Below are 24839 nucleotides of genomic sequence, written 5' to 3' on the forward strand. Positions count from 1 at the left end.
CGTGCGGGTCAACAAGTACATTGCCGAGTCCGGCCTGTGCTCCCGTCGTGAGGCGGATGAGCTGCTCCAGGCCGGGCGCGTCATGATCAACGACGACGTCGTCGGCATGGGCGCCAAGGCACTCGATGGCGATGTGGTGAAGGTCGATGGCGAGGTGGTCGTTGCCCGTACCGTGGCGCCGGAATCCGCGAAGAACCGCGGCGTCTACATCGCGCTGAACAAGCCCGTGGGCATCACCTGCACCACCGACAGCACGGTGGACGGCAACATCGTCGATTTCGTCGACCACCCCCAGCGGATTTTCCCTATCGGCCGGCTCGACAAGGATTCGGAAGGCCTGATCCTGCTCACCAGCAACGGCGATATCGTCAACGAGATCCTCCGCGCGGAGAACCACCACGAGAAGGAATACCTCGTAGGGGTGAACAAGGCGGTGACCGATGAGTTCCTCTCTGGCATGGCGCGCGGCGTGCGCATCCACAACCAGATGACCAAGCCGTGCAAGGTGCGCAGGATCGCGAAGTTCGGCTTCGCGATCACCCTCACGCAGGGGCTCAACCGGCAGATCCGCCTCATGGCGGCCGCCTTCGGCTACCGCGTCACCCAGCTGCGCCGTGTGCGCATCATCAATGTGAAGCTGGGCCATCTGAAGCCCGGCCAGTGGCGCAATCTGACCGAGGCCGAGCTGAAGGGATTGCTCCCGGGGCGCACCCGCTGGTGATGAGCGGTTTGTAGGCTACGTCCTACATGAGACTGAGGCAATCCCGCAGTCGCAAAGCAGGCTTCCGCCGATACCGCATGTCGAAGGACCTCCCGATACTGTGGCCGCCCGTCCCTACCGGACGTCCCCCACAAGGAAGGAATCTTCGACATGAAGTCGTTAGCAAGGCTGGCCCTCCTGGCCGGCATGTTGCCCCTCCCGGCCTTCGCGGCCCTCGAACACCCCGTTACCGCTGATGTCTACCGCGAGATGCTCCGGCTGCGCGGCACGCCGGGCACGACCCACGCCGTCCCATTCAGTGAAGCTGCGCTAGGGACGTCCGGCCTGCTCACGCAGATGCTGCAGGACCCCGCATCGCCCTACAGCGAGCTCGTCCTCGCACCGGCATTCACCAACGACGTGTGGTGGCCGGAACTGGCAGACCGCGTGGCGGAGGGCCTGCCCTTCGATGCGACCCTGCAGAGCATGCAGTGGCAGCTCGGCCTGACAAGGGCTCGCCCCGGTATCGATGTCGACGTGACGGCTGAACAGGTGCGTGCGTTCCGCGGCCGGGAGGCCGCGGCGAGCGCGGTGAAGGCTGGCATCTCGCCCCAGGTCTTCACTACGGCGCTCGACCGGCACGCTTCCCGTATCAGCATTGCCGCGAAAGAGGCCGTGGCGGTGATGCTGCTCGCCGAGCAGATGGCCGCGAACCCGCGTGATCGCTGGAAAGCCATGAATATCCGCGGTGACCTGCACGCCCGCTATACCGTGGGGGGCAACCACCTGCCCGCGCTCAGCGACGAAGATGACGAGTACCTGATGAGCCTCGTCACCGCGGCCATCGCCTCAGGCACCATGAGCGTAGCCGATGGCGTGCAGCAGTTGCCCGCTGCGTACCGCGTCGCGCGCGCAGCCGCCGCATACAGGGATGCCACCGGATATGTGTCTTCCCGCCCGCTGTGCGCGGCCGACGCGCCGGCACCGGGTCACCCGCGCGGTAGCGACGCGCTTGCGGAGCCTGCACTTTGCTTCGTCGCAGCCACCGATCGCGGCGTGCTGGGCTGGTACCGTGAAGAAATCCACCGGGAGCATGAGCGCCTCCGTAGCCAGGCCGCTCGATCCGGCAACCACGACAAGACCGGCCTGCTGACGCTGCTTGGCATCGCTCTGCCCGTGCTCGACGTTGCCGCGCTGGTCGAGGCGGCCGAGCTGTCCGTTGCCACCGAGATCGCCGAAACGAGCGCCCAGGCCGACGCAGCGATCGAAGCAGACGCCGCCGCAGCACGTTCATCTCGTCTCATCTGCGGAGTACGCGCACGATGAAAACATCGATGATCATGCAACTGGTCTCCATTGCCACCCTTGCCGTCGCCTGCGGCGCCCAGGCACAAACGATCAACATCACTGTCGGTTCCGGTCTGGCCAACGTGGCGACGGTGTATAGGGAATCGACCGTGATGGCCGAGGCGTACCGTAAATACGTCCAGGAGAACGGGACGAAGCTTTCGGGCAAGGAGGCCAGGGCATTACGCGGCAAGCTGCGCGGAGCAACGGTGGCGCACATGCGGTACCAGCCCCCGGGCAACCGACCTGAAATCCTCATACACGCGCGTAGCGGTCGCTCGATCGAAGGCACGATCGAGCAGCTGACAGGTGCAGGCGGCGGCGCAGGCGGCGGCTCAGGCAGCTCCACGGAGGCGGGAGAAGCCGTGAGCCCCAGCGAACAGGCGCGGGATGTCGGCGAGGCACGCTACTACCCCGCCGATACGCCCACCTCCATCCGTGCGGTGAACCTTGAGAGAAAGGCAGGATGGGTCGTTCAGCCGTATCCTGGCGAAGACGGCAGGGTTATCCATGGAGGGGATGCGGAGCTCAAGGCCCTGCGCAACCTTGAATCCCGACTCGCAGGCAACCCCGCGCTGCAGGGCGGCCGCCTTACCGGGTATGTCAGCAAGACCGTGTGTGAGTCGTGCACGCGCGCCTTCGCCGATTTCGCGGAGACATACGGGGTATCCGGGAATGTCTACCACCTGGACGAGACCACCGTGAACGGAGTGGCCGTGAGCCCTGGCCAGCGGTGGTCGGGAACGCTCAGGCGCATGCGCGCGGCCAATGTTGATACCGTATTGTCGGACGAGGTGCTCGAAGCAGGCTCGATGGACTGGTGGTCCACGCCGTTCGAAGCCGCCCGCGTCGCCGCTGCCGAGGCTGGCGTGCTTGCCATCCCCGCGGCATGTAATTGAGGCACCCAGCGAGGCATGAAACGGCGCACGCCATGGAGTGTTATCCGCGCAGGAATGGCCTTGCTGGCGATATCGACGGTGCCTGCCAAGGCAGGCACCGTCATCGAGGCGATGCAGGCACAGCGCGTCGCTCAACTGGGTGTCGACGCATCGCTCGCCCAGGACGAGGCTTGGTTCGCCCGGCAAATGCTCGTGAACCCGGCATCGCCCTACAGCGATGCGGTGGCGCAGCCGTCGTTCACCAATGAAGCGTGGTGGCAGGGCGTGCTGGAAGCCGTGGGTGATGACACAGGTGAGGAAGCGGTCCTGGGCCGACTACGACGCGAGCTGGGCATGGAGCGTGCTCGTCCTGGCATCGACGTGACGCCCGGGCCCGGCTTCCGCGATCCGTTCGTTGCAGCCCATGCGACAAAGGCAGGTCTCGACGCCGATATTTTCTGGCGCGTGCTCGATGTGTTCGGCTATGACCTCGCACCGCGCTTCGCGAGCCATGCCATTGGCCTGCAACTCCTCCGTGACGAAATGTCCGCCGTCGCCTCCGCGAGGCACGCGGCCGCTGGTATCCGCGGCGACGTGCTGCGCCGGTTCATGCAAGCGCGTGTCCCGTCGGACCTCACCAGGCATGACCTCCGCTACGTCGAAATACTCGTTCAACATCGCCTGGTCCATCCGGGGCGGGACTCCCTGTTACCGATGGCGTGGCGTGTCGCGCGCGCGGCCGCAGCGTTTCGCGACGCAGCCGGCTATGTCACCGGTGCACCCTGCCTGCCCGACGCGTCGCCCGATCCAGGCCATGCCGGGTCAGGTGTCGTCGGCGATGATCGCGTTCCCTGCCTGGTCGCGGCCACCGACCGCGCCGTGCATCGCTGGTATGTCGACGCGTTGCGTCGCCCGCCACCGCGCGCGCCCTCACGCCCGCACGGGCTGTCCGCAGTGTTCGAAGCGATCGGCCTGTTCCTTCCGCTACTCGACATGGCTGCCGTGTTCGAGGTCGTCGAGGCGGCCATCGCCGACGATGCAGTGTCCCTCGAAGCCGTCGCCGCCGACGACGCAAGCCTCTGGTCGGCTCGCGCGAACCGCCTGGCGTGCCGCATACCGGAGTAACGAACATGTTGCTGATGAAAGCCCTTGCTTGCGCAACAGGCGTCGCGCTCCTCGCCTGCTCAACCGCGCGGGCCGGCAGCGTGAGAACGGACTACCTCGATATCGATGAAGGCTGTGCCACCGCGCTGCTCGAGGCGAGCAGCCAGCGCCACGTCGATGCCATGCGTCATATCGTGGCCGAGCGTTATCCAGGCACACTTTCGGTGCGAAGGTGGGAGGACGTCGAATCCCACCTCCGTACGGCGACGCTTGCGCGCCTGGAGTATGAATACAGCACAGGTGGGGCGGTCGCGATTCGCGTCTACCATGCCCTGGGAGGGCAGCCACTGGGTGACGTGGCGCGCAATGCCTTCGAGGGAGAGACGCCCGGTTCGCCAGAGTCACCGTCGTCTCCCGGCTGGAGTGATTCAGACGACCCGGCCGTGGCCACCTTCGGGCGCATGACCGATGAGGACGTCGCGGCGATGGAGGCGCGGGATGAAACCGCGTATTCAGGGTTCGACCAGACCGACATACGCGCGTCCTTCCGCCCGGCTGGCCGGTCGGTACTCAAGCCATACTGGCACCAGGGACGCTACCACGCGTTCGATGCCGAGCAGAAAGCGCTGCGAGCGATCGAAGAAGATATCCTCGATGGACGCATGCCCCGCGGCGGCACCGTGCGTGGACTGATGAGCGGAGCGCCTTGCGCCACATGCCGCGAATCTATCAAGGCCTTCGCCGATACCTACGACCTGGATATCACGCTGAGCGGCATGTCACCGACCGTGCCGGTTAGGGTAAAGGATGGGTTGCTCGCATCGGGCCGCGCGCGCATGAAAGGTCCGCGGCTGGTCGATGTCGCCAGCGGGCGCCCGATGGTCGCGTTCGATGTACTCGCCGGCGCGCGCGATGCGCAGGTTCGCGAGGGCCTTGGGCCGCTGGCGCACGAGCGCGCGTCGCGGGGGGCGCGCTGGCAACGACGTTCGTTCCGGCTGGGGCCGCCGCCAGCGCGTGCGGCGGCCGGGTCGGCACTTGGCACCGAGCCGGGCACCGACCCAGCCATGCCCGGGCCAGATTGTTGATGCGATGCAGACCCAGCCCGGCGCACGTACGCCAGGCTGGGTCGTCCCGCCAATATCCGGGCGGCTCAATCACTCCTTCGGTGCGGGATGCGGCGGCGTGGGCAGGTGCTCGTCCTCGACGCAATCCACCCGCTCCGCGACGGGCCTGCCGGCACTGCCTGCCTGCTCCTGGCGGAGCACATTCATCTGGCCACCGTTCACCGCCACGTGCACGCCGTTTACATACTGGTGGCGCTGGCGCTGGAAGCGGGTGTACGAAGGCGAGCCGGGCCCCAGATAGGTTACGGTCACGTCGATTCCCTGGGTGTCGGACAGGACTTCGAGCGCGGCATCGCATGATGGGCACGGTACCTGGCTGCTGAAGCCGTAAAGTGCTCCGCCCGGCGTGACTGTATCCGTCGCGATGTCCAGCTCGATCTTCCTGGCGATCTTCAGTTCGGCATCGCGACGACGCGCGTCGGGGTGGCGATCCCGCGGGACGGGCGAATGGGTGACGTCGGATCCGAACAACGCGTCGTCATCCCACGCTACGACCTCCTCTGGCGTGTAGGTCATGAACGCGCCGTACGGAAGGCTATCGGCCCCACGACGTGGGATGAACGCATCCCGTTGGAAATCGCTGCGACCTGACATCGCATGGTAGACGCGCTGATGCTCCACGCCATCGTGCTGGTAGTAGTACGTGAAACTGACAAACGTCGCGGTTTCGAGCCGCCTGCGAAAGCTCGAGAATTCGTCCGTGTTCACATGCGCGCCCTGAAGCGCGTGGCGATACCAGCGGGCGGCCGGATACGCATGGGCCATAAACGATGCCCACACCCGGGCATTGACCGTCCCGTCCGTATCGCCCGCTTCGATCGCGAACTTGCTGACGGGACGCGCGTGCGCGCCCATCGAAGCCAGGGCCATGGCCACCGCCACGGCGACGCAGGTCTGTCGGGTGAACGTCATCGGGCAGCACTCCGGCAGATCAAGAGGTTGACGCGTTCGGTCAGGCGCCAGGTATTGATGTCGTTCACGGTTCCCGGATCGCTTTCCGCGGCCATCTGCGACTCAACCACTTCCGCGTGGTTCGAGTAGCTCAATACCTCGTCGCGGTAGATCGATGCCCAGGCGGGACGCATGTCACCGAAGTGGCGGACGAGGCGCGCCGCCTGCGTGGGGTCGACGAAATCGCTGGATGGCCGGTTCAGTTCCATCCTGCGTAGTGCTCGATACCTGCGGTACACGGCGCGGTCCGTGGCTTCGGCCGGGCATATCGGCAGGCTCAGGTCCTCAGGTACACGACCCGCCACGGCCGGTACGCGTGTGCCGTCATCGTTGCATGACCGGAAACCATCGTTGTCCGCGTACTGGCTCCCATGGACCATGGTGGCGCGGGCCACGCGAAGCGGTGTCGGCAACTCGCGGTGACCGTCGAGGGCCGCACGTCCCGCACGCCATGTCGAAAGCTCCGAGCGCAACAGCGCGGCAAGGTAAGCGAGGTCGCTGTCGGGCATGTCGCGTAGGCCCCTGGCGCGATCGAACCGCACGAGGACGTTCGCATCGATCCCGAGGCGGCGAGCCTTCGTGGCTTCCGTATTCGCAACCCAGCCTTCAAGGATCTGGAGACTGACCGCCAGTTCGCTGCCCAGGGTAATCAGCCGGCCACCCGGATCGGCGAAATTCACAGCGCGCGTCCAGTTGGCGCGCGAAACACCCGCCTTGGCCAGGCTAGCGGCTCCCACCGGGATCATGTTCCCCGCGGTGGAGGTAGCGGGATCGGTGAGGACCTGCAAGCCGGGGATGGCAGCGGTCATGCCAAGATCCCACGCCATCTGGCGGTGCAGCGCCTGATCCCCAGGGAGTGCGGCATCGCTGTTGCTGTGGAGCCGGCCGAGCACGCGTAGCCACGCTGCCTCGTCGCGCTCGCTGGGAACGAGATAAAAGGGCGATGCCAGCGTGGAATAGATGTCCGGCGCGCGATTGAGATAGGTCGCCCGAAGGAAATCATCCGAGTGGAAATCGGCCTCGCTTTCCATGCCGCGCAGGCGTTCCAGCGTCCACAGCAGATAGGTGTCGCCGAGCTCCGGCGGTGGAAAGGCGCGACCGTCATCCGTATGTGCGGGTGCTGCCATGGCGACGAGAAGAGCCATGGCAAGCGTCGGGTATGTCCGGTGAATCTTCATTGGGCGTAGATCCTCGCGCAGGTGCCGGCACTCGGCGGCGGCGTGGGATGCCCCGGGCCCTCGGGGTGGCGGATATGCACGAGCACCGTGTCCATGAAACGGTTCGCGAGGATGCGGAACCGCCGGTAGGCTTCGCTGAGTTCGCCTTCGAGGTAATCGACGTTGATGTCGACATTGTATTGCGCCGAGAACTGGTGCATCACGTGCTCGCACGAATCGCACATGGGCTGGCTGATGAAAGCATGCAGCGCGCCGCCCGAGGTGACGACACCTGCCTGCATGTCACGCTCGATCGTGCGCAGGGCTTTCAGCTCGGCATCGCGCTGGTGCTGGCCACCCGGCTGGTCACCTTCGACCTCGGTGGCGACCAGGCTGCTGCGATCGCTGCTGCGGAGATAGGCGTGGATGCGCGTGCTGTCCTGGGCGATGAAGTCCGCCATGGGCCTCCCGGCAGGGCCGAGCGCGGTGAAAGGATTGTCCGGGCCGGACATCGCGTAATACACGCGCGTGTGGCGCACACCATCCTTCATGTACGTGTACTCAAATGCGCCGTAGGTGGCGGATGAGACCGCGCGGCCGAATCGCTCGAACTTCGTGCGCGAAACCAGGTCGCCGTTGAGCTCATCGAGATACCAGGCGGAAGCTGCCTCCGCGTGGAAGCGGAAGGCATCCAGCAATGGCGTCATGACCAGGTTTTTTGGATCGGTAGCGAAGGCGCGGGTGTGCCATTCGGCGGCGTGGCTTGGCTGGGCGACGATGAACGACAGCGCCGCGGCGAGAAGATAACGTCGCTTCATGAGCCGAGCTCCTTGTCGCAGAGGAACATGAGGCGGCGCTGTGCATAGCGATCCGCGTTGCGGCGCGAGGGTTCATCGTCGGCGAGCTGGTCGGCGACCAGCGACTCCACGATCTCGACGTGCGAACCGTATACCTGCAGGGCCTTGTCGAAGGCACCGAGCCACATGGGCCGCATGGGGCTCAGGGTGCGCGCCATGCGGATGGCGGGCGCGACGACGAAGTTGGAGTGCGCGGGATCGACCTGCGAGGCGAGATTCATCTGATACCAGGTCAGGATGGTGCGATCCGTGGCTGCCACAAGGCACATGTGACGGGTATTCTCCGTGGGTGCGATGGCGGCCACCCCCGCGCGCTCGCGGCCACGGTCAGTGCAGGGATCTTCCACATAGCCCTGCATGTCGCGATAGGTCGCCGCGACGCGTGCCACGCGCAGCGCCGTCGGGATCTCCCGGCGACCGGCCGAGGTCATCTCGCCGGCATGGAACGTTGAGAGCTCCGCCTGCAGGAGGCGCACGAGGTAGACCAGGTCGTAGTCGCGCAGGTCAGCTTCCGAGCGCGCGAGCATGAAGCGTTGCAGCACGTCCGCACGCAGTCCCAGCGAGGCCCACTGGGCCTGGTCGAAGCAGGCCAGCTTGTCGGCGAGGATCTGCGCGGCCACCGCGTAGCTCGCGGCCACCGCGAACGAACCCTGGCCGGCCAGGGCAAGCGCCCTGCGCGCGATGTCCTCCGACACTGCGGCTTTGGCCAGTTGCGTGCCGGCCCAGCGTGCGCCCAGGTCGGGCGCGGGGTAGTCCGCATCGTCGACCCCCGGATAACCGCTGGTCATCCCGAGGTCCCAGGCTAGCGCTTCGGTGGCCGTGCCACGGCTGAGCGGTATGCCGCGATCGGTCAGCGTGGCGAACACACGGTTCCACACGGTGCCGCGGAAACCGAACGGCACCGCACGAATGCCCGTGTAGATGGACAGCGGCGCATTGACCATGTCGAGCGTGATGCTCGCGTCCGCGACGAGGTTGTCATCCGCCGGCGGGCTTGCCAGGCGGTGGCCGACCCAGGCCGAGATGATGTCGCCCGCTGGAGGGCAGACCCGGCTGTTGACGATGGCCGCGCACGGTAGCGCGGTGATGAGGGTGAGCGCGGTAGCCGCGCCCAGGCAGAGGGTTCGCATGGGATCTCCTTTTCGGTGCGAAGCCGCGGGCGGATGCCGGCGGTTCGCACATTTGAAAGGAGGCGGCGACTGACGGATACCGGAAGGATGCCCGTCGCGTCGTAAGCGATCTCGGTGGTCGGTGTAAGTGCGCGCCTATAGACGCAACGTTGCGATCAGGTACCGCGTGGCTTCGCTCGATGCGTCGCCACGGCCGTCCAGGGATCGTCAGGCCAGGGATGCCGAGGATAGCGACCCTTCAGTTCCTTCTTCACCTCGGGGTACGTGCGATCCCAGAAGCCCGACAGATCCTGGGTGACCTGGATCGGGCGCCCCGCGGGCGAAAGCAGGTGCAACATCACCGGAACGCGGCCGTCACCTACACGCGGGGTATCCGCCAGGCCGAACAGCTCCTGCAATTTCACCGCGAGGACGGGCGCAGCCCCAGGCTCGTCATCCCGTGCGCCGTACTCCAGGCGACGGCTCATGCCGCTGGGAACGACCAGTTCTTCCGGTGCATGCGCGTCCAGCGCGCGCCGCTGGTCATAGTCAAGCATCGCCGACAACGCGTCGGACAAATCCGACGCCTGTATAGCGTCGAGCCTACGCTTACCGGAGAGGTACGGCCCAAGCCAGTCTGCCAGCGTACGCACGAGCGCGTCGTCACTCACCTCGGGCAGGCCGAGCTCAGGGCGCCATGCCCGCAAGGCGGCGATGCGGGCACGTAGTCGCCGAGCATGCTCTGTCCACGGCAAGGCATCGACACCGCGCGCGCGAATTGCGGCAAGCAGTACGGGAAGCGCATCCGTGCCATCGACCGGTACCGCCTTGCGTGAGATCACCAACGCATCGAAGCGCCGTTCCTCGAACGCCTCGGCGATCTGGCGATCCTCGTCCCAGCGCAGCACGCGTTCGGTCCTGAACCGCTCGCCGTGCTCGCGCTCGAGCACGTCGGGATCAAGCGGCGCAGCGGCGAAGATCAGGCTATCGCGCGCCTCCAACCGCAGGTCGACGACGACAAGCCAGGGTTCGCCGTGCAGCGCGCTGTTTTCATGTAGCCGAGCACCACGGCCGCTGGCCAACTGGTAGCGCGTGGGTTGCGTGTCATCGCGTTTCGCCACGCGATCGGGAAAGGCATGAGCCAGAAGGTCACCTACGGCATGCGCATCGGGCACACCGCTCGCGGCGCTCCGCGCTTCCAGCCGGCGGCGCCACCCTGAGGCCGCTTTGTCGATGGCGGCCAGCGCACCGACATCAGCCGAGCCGATACGCGCTCCGCGTGCGCCGCCATCGCGCCAGAGATGTAGCGCATACACGCGCTGGCGGAAGTCGTCGTTGCGTGCCGCTTCACCACGCAGCGGCGAACGCGCTTCGGCCAGCGCAAGCAGGTCAGCGACCAGCGGACGCTGCGTGGTATGCGCGCGCATCGCAGCGGCACCCAATCGGGGTGGAGCGCCAAGTGCGAGCATCTCGCGGCCGAGCGTGGTGAGGTTGGCGTCGTCATCCAGCGCACCCAGCCGGCGCAGCAGGTCACGCGCCTGGCCGATGGCACCCGCGGGCGGCGGATCAAGCCAGGGCAACATCGCGCTGCCCCATCCGGCGAGTTCCAACGCAAGGCCCGAGAGTTCCGCCTGCTCGATTTCCGCCGTGCGCGAAGGTTCCAGACGGCGACTTTGTGGCCACAGCCGATACGCGCGGCCCGCGGCGACACGACCCGCGCGGCCCGCGCGCTGATCGGCCGACGCCTGCGCAATGGTGACCGTCTCCAGCCGGGTGAAGCCCGACGGTGGATCGAAACGCGGCTCACGTGCGAGGCCGCTGTCCACGACCGCGCGAATGCCCGGCAAGGTCACGCTCGACTCGGCCACGTTCGTCGCCAGCACGACGCGACGGGTGCCGGGTTCCGCCGGCGCGAGGGCTAACTGCTGCTCCGCCAGCGAGAGTTCGCCGTGCAGGGCGACCACTTCAACGTCACCATCCAGGCGTTCCAGCATGCCTCGCGCGCGCTCGATCTCGCGGCGGCCCGGAAGGAAGGCAAGCACATCACCGTCGTTCTCGCGCAATGCAAGCTGCACGGTCCGCGCGAGGTGCTGCTCCACGGTCTCCTGCGGGCGCGCGGGCGGATACTGCACGTCCACCGGGTAGCTTCGGCCGGGGCTGGTGATGCGTGGCGCGTCCAGCCAGCGCGCGATGCGCTCGCCGTCGAGCGTCGCGGACATCACCAGCAACCGCAGGTCGGGGCGGAGGCTGGCATGCACATCGAGCGCAAGCGCCGCGCCCAGGTCGCCGGCAAGATGACGCTCGTGGAACTCATCGAAAAGAATGGCGCCCACGCCCTCGAGCAGCGGGTCGTCCTGGATCATCCGTCCGAGAATGCCTTCGGTCAGCACTTCGATGCGCGTGCGCGGGCCCACGCGGGATTCGAAACGGATCCGGTAGCCTACCGTGCCGCCGACATCCTCGCCCAACTGGCTCGCCATGAAGCTGGCGGCTGCGCGGGCGGCGATACGGCGCGGCTCCAGCATCAGGATGCGCTGGCCGGCGAGCCACGGGGCATCCAGCAGCGCCAGCGGCACCTGCGTGGTCTTGCCTGCACCGGGTGGCGCTTCGAGCACCAGGCGCGGTCGCTCCGCCAGCGAAGCGACGATATCCGGAAGCAACGGTGTGATGGGGAATGTGGGGCTCATGCACCGCGTATGGTACGCAACCCCGATCCAGCCTGCCCGTATACCTGTAGGAGCGCGCTTGCGCGCGATGGAGCTTGCCGCGAGCACCCATCGCGCGCAAGCGCGCTCCTACAGGGGAGGCGTTCAGCCCTCGTCGGGCTTGGCGAAGGGGCTCAGTGAACGGAAGCGCTGGCGGTAGTCGTCGGCGACACGGCGGGCATCCTCCGCATTCGCGATGACGCGGGGCGTGATCAGCACGATGGTCTCCGTGCGCTGGTTGTTATCCCAGCGGTTGCCGAACAGGCGTCCCAGCACGGGAATGCGTGAGAGGCCGGGAACGCCGCTACGGCCATGCGCGCCCATTTCGCGGATCAAGCCGCCCAGCAGCACGGTCTGCCCGCTCTGCACGGCGACTTCGGTGGTCAGCTTACGCTTCTCGATCGGCGCGTTACCGGATGCATTGGCTGCTTCGCCTACCTTGCTTACCTCCTGCGCCACCTCGAGGTACACCAGACCACCGGGATTGACGCGCGGACGCACGTTGAGGATGACGCCCGTCTTCTTGTACGTCACCTGCCCTACCTCGTTGCTGCCACCCAGCTGGGTGTTCACGTACGTCTGCGTCACCGGTACTTCGTCACCCACCAGGATGGTTGCACGACGGTTGTTGACCACGACCAGCGACGGCGCGGAGAGCGTACGCGCATGCGTATCCTCTTCCATGGCCCGTACGACAGCCTGGATATCCTTGTTTACGAATGAATAGAAAAACGTATCGGCGCCACCGCGGGCTGGCGGATGCCGACCTATGCCCCACGCCTGCTTGTTGCCTGGCTGCGAAGGTGTGCCGCTGCCGCCACTGCCCGCCAGGCCTTCGAGGTACCACTGCACGCCAAAGCGGAAATTATCCTGCAGGGACACTTCGAGGATTCGCGTTTCGATCTGCACCTGCAGCGGCAATGCGTCCAGCCGCGAGATCGCATCGCGGATGGTCGCCCACTGTGACGGTCGAGCATGCACCAGGACCTGGTTGTTCGCGTCGACAGCCGTGATACGCAACCCATCCTGTGCACCACCCTGCCCGCCGTACGCTTCAGGCGGCTGGTAGAACGACGTATCGCCCTCGACCAGACCTTGCGAGCGCTCGTCGCCCATGTCGTCGAAACCTTCACTGCCACCATCGAGCGTCGTGCCCGACAGGCCGGGGCCGAGGCTACCGCCGCGATCGGTCGCCGATGCCTGGTAACCCCCATAGATCTGGCCGATGTGCCGGGCGACATCACTGGCAGGCAGGTTGCGCACGTCATACACGTACAGGCGCGGCTCGTTGCCACCGCCTACATCGATCCGCTCGATCCACTCCCCCACGTGTTCGAGGAACGCCGACTGCGTCGCGATCACGACGATGGCATTGCTCCGCTCCACGGGAAGGAAGCGGACGAGGCCGGCGGCCGGCGACTTGCCCTTCGCGCCGAAGACCGATTCCAGTCCGGGCAGCAGTTCCTTCGTGGTCGCATGTTCCAGTGGAAACACACCGACCGACATGCCACCGACCCAATCCACGTCAAAGGTTTCGATGCTGGCCGCGTAGTTATCCAGCTCATCGGGCGTACCGGCCATGACCAGCAGGTTACGGATGGGGTCCACCAGCAACAGGGCATCGTGGGCGGCGAACGGCGTGACCAGCTTCTCCATCTCGTTCGCGGACACATAGCGCAGCGGGAACAGGCGCGCTGCGTGGCCGTCGCGGGGGGCCGCGGCAGCGAGGCGCGGTGCCAGAATGCCCGCGACCGCCTGGCGGCGCGGCACTACATCGTAGCGGTCTCCCCGCTGGACCAGCGCGTTGCCCGTCCAGGACAGGAGCGTTTCAAGGATCGGCAAGGCTTGCTCTCGCGCCACGGGCCTGGCGGTTGAGAAGGAGATGGTGCCCTGGACGCCTGGCGTGATGGCGTAGTTCGCATCGAGCACGTCACCGAGGATCGCGCGGACGACGGCTTCGACCGGCTGGTCTTCAAAGTTGAACGTGATCGTGCCGTTGCCTTTCACATCGGGGCGCGGCCTTTTCAACGCCTGCGGTGTCACGAACTGGCCGCTGCCGCGCGAGATGGACGAAGCCACCTTGCGTGGCGGGTCGGCATCCACGGCCGCGGCCAGCGGCGTGGCGTCGGGCACGGGGCGGGCCAGGTCCTCGAGCGCCTCTCGCTCGAGGTTTCCGGCGAGACGTGACGGATTCGACGTGCAGCCGGTCGTCGCCATGGCCATCATGATGGCCATGCCCAGGGTCAATCGTTGCATGGTGGTGTCCTCTTTCCGTGAGGTGGGGCGCGTCTACGCCGGTTATCGCGAATCCTGTTGTCGTTGCTGCTGCTGTTGCTGTTCGAGCCGGCGCTTCTGCACCGCCTGTTTCAGTGCCTCGATGCGCGCGCGCTGCAGGTCGGCATCATCCTGACGTGGCGGCGCATTGCGCTCACCACCGTTTGTGGCAGGCGGGTGCGGCAACGCGGGGCCGGTCATGCCACCGCCCTGCGGCTGGATGACGCGCACGCCATCGTCAGCCGAAGCCTGCGGTGGACGTGGCGGCTGCTGCCCTGGCTGCCCTGGCTGCGCGGGCATGCCGGGCTTCTGGCCGGCAAGCGGCTCGGGTGCGGCGACCTTCAGCGCGAGTTCGCGGCGCTGCCCCGCGTTATCGAACACCGCGGTACGCGGTGTGAGCGAGGCGAGTGTCCAGTGCCCCTCGAGCGACGCCCCTTCCTTTACCCGCACCGTCGTGTTCTTGCCCTTGTCGCGCAACAAGGCCATGTGCAGGTCGGCCGTCATGATGATGCCGGTGAGTTCGAGATCACCGATGTTGCTGCTTTCGTCTTCACCGCTCGCATCGACCACCGGCTTGCGGTCGGCCATGAAAAGCGGGCGCTGCCACACCTCGGCAAACTGCGCGAGCGGGCTCGGCGTGGGCATGGCGGCAGCCCGCATCGGCGGCAGCGGCTCCGCGGCCGCCGGTTCGTCCCAGTGGACGCCACGGCCGATGCCGAATGCAAAAGCGGCCGTCGTCCCCGCTAGAGCCATGGCGATGCCCACGAGGATGGGTGTCAGGCGGCGCTGGCCGGCGGCGTTCATGTGGCCGCCTTTGCCGCGGGAGCGGCCGCGTGGATGTAACCCGACACGGTGAATTGCACTTCCAGCGGCGCATTGCCACCGTTGCGTGCCGCCACCGGATTGCGATAGATGCTGAAGTCTTCGATGAAGAGGTAAGGCGCCTCCTCTTCGATGTCGTGCAACACCGCAGCCATGGGTTGCACCTGGCAACGGAGGCTGATGTTCACCGTGACCTTGCGGTACGGGTCACCGGCCTTCTCCTGGCTGGGCACCGGCATTTTCTGGACCACGTCGCATGCACCGTCTTCCTTGTGCGCGGCGGCGACATCCACGATGCGCTGCATGAGGCCCGCCGCTGCGGCGTTGGTGTCGTCGCCGGAGAGGAAGGCGTCGCTGCGGGTCTGGCCCTGCTCGAGCGCCGCGAGACGCTTTTCAAGTTGCGGCCGCTCCGCGATGGCGGCGGCGTAGCGTTGTTGTGTATCGCGCAGGTCATCCATCTCATCGGCCATGGCCAGCTGGGGCGCAACGAACCACCAGTGCACGAAGAGGAAGTAGCCAACGACCAGCACGATCGCCAGTAACAGGATCGCCGCGGCGCGTGACTCGGCGGGTTTCATCTTGCCCAGCGCGATCATGGTGCCGCTGCCTTCGCGGCGGTGCCGCCGCTCGCGGGTGCCGACGCCTTCGGCGTGGCGACGGGTTTGGGCGTCAATGCCTTGGCCTGCATGTAGAAGCGCTCCTTGCCTGAGGTGGGGTCCGTCTGGATCGTGCCCTGGAAGCTGGGCTCGCCAATCGTCTTCGCACCCTTCAGCGCGTCGATAAGCTTCGCCGCCTGCGGGCTCTGGCCCTGGAAGCCGATCTGGCCGCTGGCATTGAGTGTGAAGCGCTCGAGCCAGGTGTCGTCCGGCAGCCGCGCGGTCAGCTCCTGCAGCACCGGAAGGATGCCTGGCGATTCGACCTTGCGTTTGGCAAGGAAGCCGGAGGCGCCGGCGCTTTCCGTCAGCCGCTGGCGCAACGCTCGTACGCGGTTCGCATCCGCCTGCATGGAATCCACTTCGCTGCGCATGGCATCGAGCGCGGCCTCGCGATTGTGCAGCCAGCTCGCCATGGTCACGAGCGCGAGCACGACGATGCCGGCGGCAAGGGCGAGATTGAGGCGTCGCCGGCGATCGACCCGACGCGGTGCGCGTTGGGGCGGCAACAGGTCAAGCCCCGCGAGCGCCGTGCCTTGCGCGACGTCGACACGGTCCGGCGTGATGCCGAGACCGGCCAGCTCATCTAGCAAAGGGTCGAGCGTCGCGCGCGGTGTCGCGGAAAGCTCGGCGGCGAAGCGGCCTTCGCCGGCGGCTTCGCCGAGGTCGCGCACACCATAGTGGATATCGGCGGCGCGGAACGGCGTCTGCCGGTCCAGGTCGAAACCCGCCACCTGACGCAGGTTGTCGCGCGCGGCGAGCGGCATGACGAGGCGCCGCCGAAGCACCTGGGCGGCAGGAAGCGCGAGCGCGACGTAGCGATCTGCGGGATCGGATACCGCGAGGGCCCGGCGCAGTTCACTGGCGCGATGTTCGATGGTATCCGCGTCGTCGGCGCTGGCCAGCGCGATGGACTCACCCGCGCGGCGCAGGACCCAGGCCTGCTCGCTCCGCTCCACGATGTACCACTCGTGCCCGCCGGCGAAGGCGTAACGCCAGCGCGGGGGCACCAGCCCAGCGAGTTCGCCACCCCACCAGCGCAGGAAGCCCGGTAACGCGCTGCCACGCCATGCGCGGCGCAAACGATCGAGCTGGAGCTGGGAAGCATCCTGCAGGGCGGTCATTCAGTGTCTCCTTCGCGCCAACGCAGGATCGCGTAGGGCTGGTTGCCGGATCTTATCCCACGAAGTCTGATCGTTGATGTCAGGGAACTCCTTGTCCCGTCGTCAAGGATGGCCTCAGCGTGGATCGTATGAGTGACTCCGTTGCCCCCGGCGATCGCCGCACCGCCGGCCTGGGAGCGGGCCGCAAGGATCGCCTCGGCGCCCGCGCTACCCAACCCGGGAATAGCCGCGAGCGCGAGCGGTTGCGCATGCTCCGTATTGGGCCGTTCGCGCCCCGACCATATCGTTACCGCCGGCGCGATGGCAGCCCACACCTTCTCATCCATGCCTAGAACCATCCGTGCTTCTTCAACTGTCGCGAAAGGACCATTGCGCGGGCCGTAATCGAGGCCCGCGGCTTCGTACTGCGGGCGCTTGGCGCCGTTCGGCAATGCCGCATCACCAGGTCGCCGCCAGTCCTGTACCGCGGCGGAAAGCTTCAGGGCGCGATCGTCATCGGCCCCGGCGGCCTTGAACAGGCCGGTGAGCACATCGGCTGATGCGGCATTGAGATCCACCTTGCCATCCTCATCCACGATGGTGATGTTCACGTGCGCGTCGTCAAATGCAAAGGTGTACATGCGTCCATCGGCGATCCAGCGCGCCTGTGGGTCGGGCGTCTGCAGGCCATCGATAGCACGCATGATGCCCGCCTCCGCGGCATAGTGCGCACGCGTCTGCGCGAACTGATAGCGCGCCTGCAATCCTTCGGTGCGCGCCAGCGCGGCGAAGCCACCCAGCATGATCGCCAGCAACGTGCAGCCCCATAACACGATAAGCAGGGCGACACCCCGTTGGCCTGGACGCGTTCTCATCGCACCCCCTGCCCAGGTACGCCGCGCCTCAGCGAGAACCCGTTACGCGATGCGGATGGATCGATGCGCAGGGGTGCCACCAGGGCTGGAAACACGGTCGTACCATCGATATCGAGTGCGATGCGAACGAGCGAAGGCGTGCGCCGGGCATCCGGCCAGGTCGCCTGCCAATCCGTCGGTTTGTTCTGGTCATCGACGCCGCGGTAGCTGAAAGCGCCCTTGCGCACCCCGCGTATCAAAACCTGGGACTCACCCAGCGCCTTCGGCTCACTGCCATCCGGGGGTAGCAGGAACAGGCTGACCTCAAGGCGGTAGCCATCGTGGCCATCGGCCACGAGCGCCACCGTCTGCATTTGCGGACCGAGGCGCGAAAGGTAGCCGGGCATCGGCGCGACAAACGTGAGTTTATCGGCCGTGCCCTGGAACACCACCGGATCACCGATATCGGTTTCGTCGAACGGCATGACCAAAGCCTGCGCGAGCTCGCTGCGCAGGTAGGCCTGTGCCGAGCGCACTTCGTCCATGCGCTCGATAGCGCGATCACCACTGCGCACGATGCGGCTGGCGGTGCTGATGCCTGAGTAAACCCCCAGCAGCACGATGGAAAGCAGCGCCAGCGCCGCCAGTACCTCCATCAGGCTGAAGCCACGGACCCGGGTCACTGATTACCACCCTGGGTACCGGCGAGACGCAAGGTGGCGAAGTGCGCGCGGCGCTCATGATCGCGATCACCCCAGAAAACATCCAGGTCGAGGCGGTACATGCGGGCGCCTGCATTGCCGCTATCGGGCGGCGCATCACCCGCGTTGAACGGTGAGACGTTGAGCTGCCAACGGTAGGTATCGTCGAAACGGCCGTCGCTGCTACCTTCCTGTACCGGATCCATGATGAACGCACTATCGAGCAGGCTGCGCGCACGCAGCGCGGCCTGGGTCCGTTCGTTGGCGCGGGCAGTCAGGCTCATCGCGCTGCCCGCCACCTGCATCAGCGCGGCGAACGCGATAGCCAGTACGGCGATCGCCGCGATGATCTCAAGCAAGCTGAAACCACCCACGTTGCGGCGCGCCTGCATGCCATCCGATCTCACTTGGGCACCACGACACTAACGGCACCGGTAAGCCAGCCGACATTGACATGCCATTCGCGCTGGCCGCGCTTCAGGGTAATGCGACCGCCGGTCGAACTGCCGTCGGGAAAAAACCGGATCCGACCCGTGCTGGCGTTGGCCTGGTCTTCGCGGGCGCTGGTGATGGCCACGCGCATATCGCGCGGCAGGTGCACGTCGCTCTTGCCTGGCGGGCGGTAGGTCGCTGCTGCGACATTGACCTCGAGCGCCTGGCTCTCGCCTTTCACGATGGCCTGGGTGCGGGTGTAGCGTAACGCGGCCGCCAGTTCGCCACTGGCCGCGTTGACGCGTGCGCTGGCCAGGCCTTGCGTCACGGGGATGGACACCGCCGCCGCGGCCAGACCGATGAGAAGGATCACGGCCAACATTTCAAACAGCGTGAAGCCGCGCACACGCATGGCCGTGATCCCGTCCTGCCTTACTGCCAGTTGCCGACGTCGGCCGAATAGCCTTCGCCGCCAGCCTTGCCATCCTGGCCGTAGAACACCAGGTCGTACTGGCCATGCTCGCCCGGGAAGCGGTAGCCGAATGCATGCCCCCAGGGATCCTTCAGATCGGACGGCTTGGCATACGGACCCTGCCAGTTCTGCGCATCGGCCGGCTTGGTGACCAGGCCATCGAGCGATGCCGGCGGCGCGCCGTTGTCCAGCGAATAGTTGTCGATCTTCTGGGTCAGCGTGGTGAGCTGGGCCTTGCCCGCACCGTACTTGCCCTTGTCGACGTTCTTGCCGACCTGGGTCACGACGATGGCGCCGATGATGCCGATCAGCACGATCACCGCAAGCATTTCCAGCAGCGTGAAGCCGCGGGCGTGGCTGTGTCGCAAGGGACGGAACGAGCGCATGGGCAAAACTCCTGTGGAACGCATGGGTCAGTTGATGTTGCTGGTAAGGCTGAGCAGTGGCAGAAGGATCGCCGCCATGATAAAGGCCACCATGACGGTCATGACGATGGTCAGCGCGGGCACCAGCGCCGCCAGCAGGCGATCGATGGCACGCTTGGCTTCCACGTCGAACGTATCCGCCACCTTCAACAGCATGCTGTCGAGCGCACCGGCTTCCTCGCCCACCTGGATCATCTGCAGGGCCAGGCGCGGGAACCGCTCTGTCTGTGACAACGCGCTACCCAGTCCCGTTCCCCCTTTTACACGCTCGGAGGCCTGTTCAAGCGCAACATCCAGTGCGCGGTTGCCAGTGACCTGGCGGGCGATGGAAAGGGCGCCAAGCAGAGGCACGCCATTCTTCAGCAGGGTGCCCAGGGTACGGGCGATGCGGGCGGTCTCGACCTTAAGCAGCAACGGGCCTGCTACGCGCATGGTGAGCAGACGGGCGTGGAAACGAAGTTTCGCATCGGGATCGCGCAAGCGAACCTGCAACAGCAACCCACCGATGACGACGACGAGGAGCATCGCCCACCACCAGTCACCAATCACCGTGCCCATGGCAAGGACGATCTGGGTGATGAGCGGGATCGGCACCTGCATGTCTGCAAAGATCGGCACGAACTGCGGCACGACGTACGCGAGCAGGAGGACCAACGAGCCGAGTACACCGACCATGAGGAAGGCAGGGTAGATCAGCGCATTGATGATGCTGCCGCGCAGCGCCTGTGCGCGCTCAAGATAGTCGGCTAGCCGGCGCAGGGTTTCGTCCAGCGAACCGCCCGCCTCGCCCGCGCGGACGAGGCTGATATAAAGGCGGGGGAATACGCCGTTCTCTTCATCAAGCGCGGTCGAAAGCGTGGTGCCGCCGCGCACCCGGTCGCGGATGCGTTCCACCATGTTCTTTGCGCGCTCGCCCTCGGGCAGGTCGAGCAGGATGCCCAGCGCCCGATCCAGCGGCTGGCCTGCGCCAAGCAAGGTCGCCAGCTGGTGGGTGAACTGGGCCAGCTGGTCGCCCGTGAACGGGCCCTTGCGGAACAACGCGGACAGGCCGGCACCCGATGCTTCACCCTCGGCGGGCGTGGCTTCCAGCGGGACATGCCCCTGGTCTTGCAGGCGCGCGACGACGTCTTCGACGGAGGTAGCCTCCATTCGCCCGGCCAATACCTCGCCTGCCGCACTGATCGCCCGATAACGAAACTGGCCCATGGTCAGCTTTCCTGCGTGACGCGCAGGACTTCCTCGATGGTGGTAATACCCGCGACCGCCTTGGCCAGACCATCCTCATACATGGTGCGCATGCCCTCGGCGCGCGCCTGGCGCTCAATCTCGCCCGCGTCGGCACGCTGCATCACCAGGCGGCGGATGGGATCACTCATGACCAGGAACTCCATGATCGCGCGACGCCCGCGATATCCGGTGGGGTTCGCGGTGCTCGAGCCGGGTTTCCACAGCCGAATGGGGCGCTCGTCGGTGTACTTGTCGAGCTGGAACTGCTCGATGACCTCGGGCAGCGCTTCGTACGACTCTGCCGTCGCCGGGTCCAGGCGGCGCACCAGGCGCTGTGCGAGGATGCCGTTCACCGTGGACCCGAGCAGGTAATCCTCCACGCCCATGTCGAGCAGGCGGGTAATGCCGCCCGCCGCGCTGTTCGTATGCAGCGTCGAAAGCACGAGATGGCCGGTGAGCGCGGACTGGATCGCGATGCGGCAGGTTTCCAGGTCGCGCATTTCGCCGATCATGATCACGTCCGGATCCTGGCGGACGATGGAGCGCAACGCGCCCGTGAAATCGAGGCCAATCTGTGGCTTGACCTGGATCTGGTTGATGCCCTCGATCTGGTATTCGACCGGGTCCTCGACGGTGATGATCTTCACGTCAGGCGTATTGATCTGCGAGAGCGCGGTATAGAGCGTGGTGGTCTTGCCCGAGCCGGTGGGGCCGGTGACCAGCAGGATCCCGTGCGGGCGGTCGAGCACTTCCACAAAGCTGTCGCGGAAGCTGTCGGTAAAGCCCAGCGATTCGAAATCGAACACGACCGATTCACGATCGAGGATACGCATGACCACCGACTCGCCAAAGCTGGTCGGTACCGTGGAGACGCGCAGGTCGAGCTCCTTGCCCTGCACGCGCAGCTGGATGCGGCCATCCTGCGGCAGGCGGCGCTCCGCGATGTTCAGCCGGGCCATGATCTTGATGCGCGAGATGACCGCCGCGGTCGAGCTCGAGGGTGGTGCCTCGACTTCATGCAGGACACCATCGATGCGGTAACGCACCTTCAGGCGGTTCTCAAAAGGCTCGATGTGCACGTCGGATGCGCGCTGTTCCACCGCTCGCTGCAGGATGAGGTTGACCAGGCGGATAACCGGCGCCTCGGAGGCCAGGTCGCGCAGATGCTCGACATCGTCCTCGACGGCCGCGCTGCCGTCCAGGCTCTCGACGATGCTGCCCATCGCGGAACGGCCCTGACCGTAATAACGCTCGATCAGGTCGTCGATCTCGGAGCGGAGACCCACACGCAGTTGCACATTGCGCCCGGTGGCGAGATGCACCGCCTGCAGCGGGTACGGGTCGGCGGGGTCCGCCACGAGCAGGGCCAGCCCGTCGTCGCCTTCGCGCACAGGGACCACGTGATACTGCTTGAGGAACCGGGTAGAGAGTTCCACATCGGCCGGCGGCATCTCGGGCGCATCCTTGGCGGCCAGCAACGGTAACCCCAGCAGGGCGGCCCATGCATCCGCGAGATCACGCTCGGACACCAGGCCAAGGCGGGCCATCAGTGCCGTGAGGGTGCCTTCCGGCGTCTCGTCGTGCAGGCGCCGGGCCCGGGCGAGGTCGGTGTCCTTCAGGCGGCCATGCGCAACAAGGTGCGCGCAGACCTGGGCTTCGCCGGGTTCACCGGTCAGCATGTCCCTATGCTCGGTCGTCGCAGACATGCTTTCTTACGCTCCGTTCGTTGCGGTATCGATGCCCCCGTTCCTGGGGCCATGGGCCGCTATTGGTAGCACAGACCATGCTTCCGGGGCGACCACGCCGCGTGCATCTTGCGACGCGCTGCAACAAAGCAAAGGCCGGCGTTGCCGCCGGCCTTGCAGGGGTTTACCGAGCCCGTGTAGGGGATCGCCTAGGCTAATTACCAGCCGATGCCTACACCGACACCCCCCGAACTCTCACCGCCACTGACCGCGGCGCCGAAGGTCAGGCTGGCATGCGGCGTCAGGGACCGTGAGTAACCTACCGACAGGGCACCCTGCCCCTTGTAGCCACCCACGCCTACGCCAAGGCGGTTGTCACCGCTAACACCCTGGGCGCTGAAGGCCATCTGCGACATGGCAGCCCCCATCGCACCCACCTTGTTCAGGCGGTCGTTGAGGTTGTCGAAGCGGTGATCGACCTCGCGCTTGTACTCGTCGAAGGCACCACCACTGACAATGTCACCGAACTTCTGGTCGGTGTAGGCCTTGGCCTGGGTCAGGGTGCTCGCATCACCCTGGTCGGCGTAGGACTTGGCCGTCGTCAGCGCCTGGTCCACCTGGCCGACATTGGCGGCATCGGTGGGCGCCGTGCCGGCCGCGACGTTGGTGACGCGGCGCTCCGCACCCGCTGCACCCACCGAAACGGTGTTCGGCTGATCGGCCACCGAGTTGGCACCGAGCGCCACACTATTGGTGGCGGCCGCCGTTACCGTGGCGCCCGTACCTACAGCGGTGCTGTTATCCGCGCCCACCGAGGCGTTGTTGCCAATCGCGAGGTCAGTCGTGTCCTTCGCATAACTGCCCGTGCCGATCGCCGTGCCATCGCCCGTACCTTCCACGATCGCCTGCGCGGCCGGCGTGACCGCCGCAGGTGCAGCCGCGACCGCCGGAGCGACGGTGGCTGGCGCCATGGCGGCATTCACCCGAGCGCGGGCGGGAGCGGTCCCCGGCGAACTCGTCGAACCCGACCCGGATTCGAGCTGGCCGACACGACTGTTTAGCGAGGTAAGCGCACCATCCAGCGCACCGACCGCATCGCCAACCGTGCTGTATGAGCCCCCCTGCACGCGGTAGACCGGGCCGACGAAGCCGGTGGCCCCCATGGTCGCGCCGCCACCGAGTGCCATGGCCACCGCGTTGCCCGCGGCATTGCTGGTACCGGCGAATGCACTGCTCAGCGCGCTATTCAACTGGGTGAGATTCACCGCATCCGTGCCCTGGGTACCTGCCGCCACGTTGGTGATCTGGCGGTTGCTTCCCGCCGTACCTACCGAGACGGTGTTTGCACGGGTCGCCACCGAACCGCTACCCAATGCCACGGAGTTTTTCGCCGTGGCGCGGGCGCTGTCACCGATCGCGGTAGAGCCGATGCCCGCCGCGTTCGCTGACGCGCCGATCGCCGTCCCGGACTCCTTGCTGGCCGTGGCGAACGCACCGATCGCCGTGGAGAGATCGCCCGAGGCGCTGCTGCCGGCACCCACGGCGGTGGCATACGCACCGCTGGCGGCGGCATCGTCCGAGCCATCCTTCGAGCCATCGGCCGCCACGTAGTGCGCCGCGCTGCTCACGCTGTCCGCCAGGGTATCGAGCTGGCCCTTGTTCACCGCATCGGTCGCTTGCGTAGCGGCTGCCACATTCGTCACCTGGCGCTCCGCACCGGCCGCGCCGACAGAGACCGTGTTATCGCGCTGCGCCACCGAGCCGGCACCAAGCGCCACGCTGTTCGCGGCGTTCGCATCGGACTGTGCACCCAGGGCGGTGCTTGCCGCACCGGTCGCGGACGACGCGTTACCCACGGCCGTTGCATTGCCGCCGTTGGCGAACGACCCGCTCCCGTAGGCGCTGTCACCTGTACCACCTGCGAAGGCGCCGGATCCCGCCGCCGTGGCGAATTGCCCCGCCGCCGTGGCGTCGTCGGTACCGTCACCCGTACCGGTCGCCTTGAAGAAGTGGCTGGCGTCACTAACGCTGCCGGCCACCGCATCAAGCTGGTTCTTGTTCACTGCATCAGTGCCTTGCGTACCCGCTGCGACGTTGGTGATCTGCCGCTCCGAGCCCACGTCTCCCACCGACACCGTGTTGTCACGATCGGCGTAAGAATTAGCCCCCAGCGCGACGGTGTTGTCGCCGATCGCCTGCGCACCCGCACCGAGCGCGGTGCCGCTATCGCCCAGCACCCAGCTGTTCGTGCCCACCGCC

The 24839-nt window shown here is 66.5% G+C and carries 22 protein-coding genes; 5 read left to right on the forward strand and 17 right to left on the reverse strand.

Going from position 1 to position 24839, the window contains the following annotated elements:
• Position 1: 1 nt before the first annotated feature.
• The 5 genes from VGN46_RS12985 (at position 2) to VGN46_RS13005 (ending at position 5114) form a co-directional block, all read left to right on the forward strand.
• Entirely contained in the window at positions 2-721 is a 720-nt protein-coding gene (locus tag VGN46_RS12985) for a pseudouridine synthase (protein ID WP_331644128.1), read from the forward strand.
• 150 nt (positions 722-871) lie between these two features.
• Positions 872-2026 (forward strand): hypothetical protein, encoded by a 1155-nt coding sequence (locus tag VGN46_RS12990; protein WP_331644129.1) that lies wholly within the window; start codon positions 872-874, stop codon positions 2024-2026.
• On the forward strand, positions 2023-2946 hold the full coding sequence (locus VGN46_RS12995) for a hypothetical protein (protein ID WP_331644130.1): 924 nt from the start codon (positions 2023-2025) through the stop codon (positions 2944-2946). The genes VGN46_RS12990 and VGN46_RS12995 overlap by 4 nt, the downstream gene beginning before the upstream one ends.
• A gap of 15 nt (positions 2947-2961) precedes the next feature.
• Positions 2962-4050: a hypothetical protein gene (locus tag VGN46_RS13000; RefSeq protein ID WP_331644131.1), complete on the forward strand. Its 1089-nt coding sequence runs from the start codon at positions 2962-2964 to the stop codon at positions 4048-4050.
• Positions 4051-4130: 80 nt separating this feature from the next.
• Entirely contained in the window at positions 4131-5114 is a 984-nt protein-coding gene (locus VGN46_RS13005; protein WP_331644132.1) for a hypothetical protein, read from the forward strand.
• Between the two features lie 69 nt (positions 5115-5183).
• On the opposite strand, the gene VGN46_RS13010 is transcribed toward VGN46_RS13005, so the two are convergent.
• The 17 genes from VGN46_RS13010 to VGN46_RS13090 all read right to left on the reverse strand — a co-directional run.
• Positions 5184-6065, reverse strand: a complete 882-nt coding sequence (locus tag VGN46_RS13010) for a hypothetical protein (RefSeq protein WP_331644133.1) — start codon at positions 6063-6065, stop codon at positions 5184-5186.
• Positions 6062-7282, reverse strand: a complete 1221-nt coding sequence (locus VGN46_RS13015; RefSeq protein ID WP_331644134.1) for a hypothetical protein — start codon at positions 7280-7282, stop codon at positions 6062-6064. Before VGN46_RS13015 ends, VGN46_RS13010 begins: the two co-directional genes overlap by 4 nt.
• Positions 7279-8079: a deaminase domain-containing protein gene (locus tag VGN46_RS13020; RefSeq protein WP_331644135.1), complete on the reverse strand. Its 801-nt coding sequence runs from the start codon at positions 8077-8079 to the stop codon at positions 7279-7281. Before VGN46_RS13020 ends, VGN46_RS13015 begins: the two co-directional genes overlap by 4 nt.
• Positions 8076-9248 (reverse strand): hypothetical protein, encoded by a 1173-nt coding sequence (locus VGN46_RS13025; RefSeq protein ID WP_331644136.1) that lies wholly within the window; start codon positions 9246-9248, stop codon positions 8076-8078. The genes VGN46_RS13020 and VGN46_RS13025 overlap by 4 nt, the downstream gene beginning before the upstream one ends.
• 155 nt (positions 9249-9403) lie before the next feature.
• On the reverse strand, positions 9404-11914 hold the full coding sequence (gene hrpB, locus VGN46_RS13030; protein WP_331644137.1) for an ATP-dependent helicase HrpB: 2511 nt from the start codon (positions 11912-11914) through the stop codon (positions 9404-9406).
• A gap of 123 nt (positions 11915-12037) precedes the next feature.
• Entirely contained in the window at positions 12038-14188 is a 2151-nt protein-coding gene (gene gspD / locus VGN46_RS13035) for a type II secretion system secretin GspD (protein WP_331644138.1), read from the reverse strand.
• A 42-nt stretch (positions 14189-14230) separates the two neighbouring features.
• Positions 14231-15010, reverse strand: coding sequence for a hypothetical protein (locus VGN46_RS13040; protein ID WP_331644139.1), 780 nt, complete (start codon positions 15008-15010; stop codon positions 14231-14233).
• A complete protein-coding gene (gene gspM / locus VGN46_RS13045) occupies positions 15007-15624 on the reverse strand; it encodes a type II secretion system protein GspM (RefSeq protein ID WP_331644140.1) in 618 nt (205 codons plus the stop codon). Before gspM ends, VGN46_RS13040 begins: the two co-directional genes overlap by 4 nt.
• Positions 15621-16805, reverse strand: coding sequence for a PilN domain-containing protein (locus VGN46_RS13050; RefSeq protein ID WP_331644141.1), 1185 nt, complete (start codon positions 16803-16805; stop codon positions 15621-15623). Before VGN46_RS13050 ends, gspM begins: the two co-directional genes overlap by 4 nt.
• Positions 16802-17659, reverse strand: a complete 858-nt coding sequence (locus VGN46_RS13055; RefSeq protein ID WP_331644142.1) for a type II secretion system protein GspK — start codon at positions 17657-17659, stop codon at positions 16802-16804. The genes VGN46_RS13050 and VGN46_RS13055 overlap by 4 nt, the downstream gene beginning before the upstream one ends.
• Positions 17656-18321, reverse strand: coding sequence for a prepilin-type N-terminal cleavage/methylation domain-containing protein (locus VGN46_RS13060; RefSeq protein ID WP_331644143.1), 666 nt, complete (start codon positions 18319-18321; stop codon positions 17656-17658). The genes VGN46_RS13055 and VGN46_RS13060 overlap by 4 nt, the downstream gene beginning before the upstream one ends.
• Positions 18318-18731, reverse strand: a complete 414-nt coding sequence (locus VGN46_RS13065) for a prepilin-type N-terminal cleavage/methylation domain-containing protein (protein WP_331644144.1) — start codon at positions 18729-18731, stop codon at positions 18318-18320. The genes VGN46_RS13060 and VGN46_RS13065 overlap by 4 nt, the downstream gene beginning before the upstream one ends.
• A gap of 11 nt (positions 18732-18742) precedes the next feature.
• Positions 18743-19183, reverse strand: a complete 441-nt coding sequence (locus tag VGN46_RS13070; protein ID WP_331644145.1) for a GspH/FimT family pseudopilin — start codon at positions 19181-19183, stop codon at positions 18743-18745.
• Between the two features lie 20 nt (positions 19184-19203).
• Complete coding sequence (gspG, locus tag VGN46_RS13075; RefSeq protein WP_331644146.1) at positions 19204-19629, reverse strand: type II secretion system major pseudopilin GspG; 426 nt, start codon at positions 19627-19629, stop codon at positions 19204-19206.
• Between the two features lie 27 nt (positions 19630-19656).
• A complete protein-coding gene (gene gspF / locus VGN46_RS13080; RefSeq protein WP_331644147.1) occupies positions 19657-20874 on the reverse strand; it encodes a type II secretion system inner membrane protein GspF in 1218 nt (405 codons plus the stop codon).
• 2 nt (positions 20875-20876) lie between these two features.
• Entirely contained in the window at positions 20877-22574 is a 1698-nt protein-coding gene (gspE, locus tag VGN46_RS13085) for a type II secretion system ATPase GspE (RefSeq protein WP_331644151.1), read from the reverse strand.
• Positions 22575-22798: 224 nt separating this feature from the next.
• On the reverse strand, positions 22799-24839 hold a 2041-nt coding region (locus VGN46_RS13090; protein WP_331644148.1), incomplete at its 5' end, for a YadA family autotransporter adhesin.

The organism is Luteibacter sp. (assembly GCF_036500425.1).
In the GTDB taxonomy this organism is placed as follows: Bacteria; Pseudomonadota; Gammaproteobacteria; order Xanthomonadales; family Rhodanobacteraceae; genus Luteibacter.

Coding starts and splice junctions, on each gene's coding strand:
- VGN46_RS13025 (WP_331644136.1), bottom strand. CDS start 9,248: ATGCGAACCCTCTGCCTGGGCGCGGCTACCGCGCTCACCCTCATCACC.
- VGN46_RS13015 (WP_331644134.1), bottom strand. CDS start 7,282: ATGAAGATTCACCGGACATACCCGACGCTTGCCATGGCTCTTCTCGTC.
- gspM (WP_331644140.1), bottom strand. CDS start 15,624: ATGATCGCGCTGGGCAAGATGAAACCCGCCGAGTCACGCGCCGCGGCG.
- VGN46_RS13065 (WP_331644144.1), bottom strand. CDS start 18,731: ATGCAGGCGCGCCGCAACGTGGGTGGTTTCAGCTTGCTTGAGATCATC.
- gspD (WP_331644138.1), bottom strand. CDS start 14,188: ATGCAACGATTGACCCTGGGCATGGCCATCATGATGGCCATGGCGACG.
- VGN46_RS13020 (WP_331644135.1), bottom strand. CDS start 8,079: ATGAAGCGACGTTATCTTCTCGCCGCGGCGCTGTCGTTCATCGTCGCC.
- VGN46_RS13010 (WP_331644133.1), bottom strand. CDS start 6,065: ATGACGTTCACCCGACAGACCTGCGTCGCCGTGGCGGTGGCCATGGCC.
- VGN46_RS13055 (WP_331644142.1), bottom strand. CDS start 17,659: ATGAGAACGCGTCCAGGCCAACGGGGTGTCGCCCTGCTTATCGTGTTA.
- gspG (WP_331644146.1), bottom strand. CDS start 19,629: ATGCGCTCGTTCCGTCCCTTGCGACACAGCCACGCCCGCGGCTTCACG.
- VGN46_RS12995 (WP_331644130.1), top strand. CDS start 2,023: ATGAAAACATCGATGATCATGCAACTGGTCTCCATTGCCACCCTTGCC.
- gspF (WP_331644147.1), bottom strand. CDS start 20,874: ATGGGCCAGTTTCGTTATCGGGCGATCAGTGCGGCAGGCGAGGTATTG.
- VGN46_RS13000 (WP_331644131.1), top strand. CDS start 2,962: ATGAAACGGCGCACGCCATGGAGTGTTATCCGCGCAGGAATGGCCTTG.
- gspE (WP_331644151.1), bottom strand. CDS start 22,574: ATGCTGACCGGTGAACCCGGCGAAGCCCAGGTCTGCGCGCACCTTGTT.
- VGN46_RS13050 (WP_331644141.1), bottom strand. CDS start 16,805: ATGACCGCCCTGCAGGATGCTTCCCAGCTCCAGCTCGATCGTTTGCGC.
- hrpB (WP_331644137.1), bottom strand. CDS start 11,914: ATGAGCCCCACATTCCCCATCACACCGTTGCTTCCGGATATCGTCGCT.
- VGN46_RS13070 (WP_331644145.1), bottom strand. CDS start 19,183: ATGCGTGTGCGCGGCTTCACGCTGTTTGAAATGTTGGCCGTGATCCTT.
- VGN46_RS13040 (WP_331644139.1), bottom strand. CDS start 15,010: ATGAACGCCGCCGGCCAGCGCCGCCTGACACCCATCCTCGTGGGCATC.
- VGN46_RS12990 (WP_331644129.1), top strand. CDS start 872: ATGAAGTCGTTAGCAAGGCTGGCCCTCCTGGCCGGCATGTTGCCCCTC.